Source organism: Pseudomonas agronomica (assembly GCF_025917275.1).
Lineage (GTDB): Bacteria > Pseudomonadota > Gammaproteobacteria > Pseudomonadales > Pseudomonadaceae > Aquipseudomonas > Aquipseudomonas agronomica.
Genome location: NZ_JAOSHO010000917.1, coordinates 1 through 930 on the forward strand (window position 1 = coordinate 1; position 930 = coordinate 930).

The window sequence follows — 930 nt, forward strand, 5'->3', positions numbered from 1 at the left end:
TTGGGTTCATGGAGGCCACAGGGCCGAGGTCAGGTCTTCTTGACCCTGAACCACGCCGCATACAGCGCCGGCAGGAACAGCAGCGTCAACGCTGTCGCCACAATCAGCCCCCCCATGATCGCCACCGCCATCGGGCCGAAGAACAGGCTGCGCGACAATGGGATCATCGCCAGCACCGCTGCCAGCGCGGTGAGCACGATCGGGCGGAACCGTCGCACCGTCGCTTCGATGATCGCCTGCCACGGCGCAAGCCCGGCCTTGATGTCCTGTTCGATCTGGTCCACCAGAATCACCGAGTTGCGCATGATCATGCCGGACAACGCGATAGTCCCGAGCATGGCGACGAAACCGAACGGCTGGCGGAACACCAACAGGAACAATGTGACACCGATCAACCCCAGCGGTGCGGTGAGGAAGACCATGGCCGAGCGAGAGAAGCTGCGCAGTTGCAGCATCAGCAACGTCAGCACCACCACGATGAACAGCGGCACACCGGCGTTCACCGATTTCTGGCCACGGGCCGAATCCTCTACCGTGCCACCGACTTCAAGCAAATAGCCATCAGGCAGCTCCGCGCGAATCGGGTCCAGGGTCGGGAAGATCTGCTGCACCAGGGTCGCCGGCTGTTCCTTGCCGTAGATGTCGGCCCGAACGGTCACGCTTGGCAGGCGGTTGCGGTGCCAGATCACGCCTTCTTCGAAGCCATACTCCAGTGTTGCGATCTGCGACAGCGCAACGCTCGCACCGTTGTCGGTGGGCACCGCCAGGCTTGGCAGCAGCGAAAGCTCGGTGCGCTCGTGCACGGTGCCGCGCAGCAGGATCTCGATCAGCTCGTTGTCTTCCCGGTATTGGCTGACGCTGGATCCTGTGAGGGAACTCTGCAGGAAGCTCGACAGATTGGCGGTGGTCACCCCCAAGGCCCGGGCGCGG

At 63.3% G+C, this 930-nt stretch carries 1 protein-coding gene; it reads right to left on the reverse strand.

Features of this window, described 5'->3' with window-relative positions:
* Positions 1 to 29: 29 nt before the first annotated feature.
* Positions 30 to 930, reverse strand: a 901-nt coding sequence (locus tag OC610_RS28100) for an efflux RND transporter permease subunit (RefSeq protein ID WP_264432897.1), incomplete at its 5' end; no start/stop codon positions are given.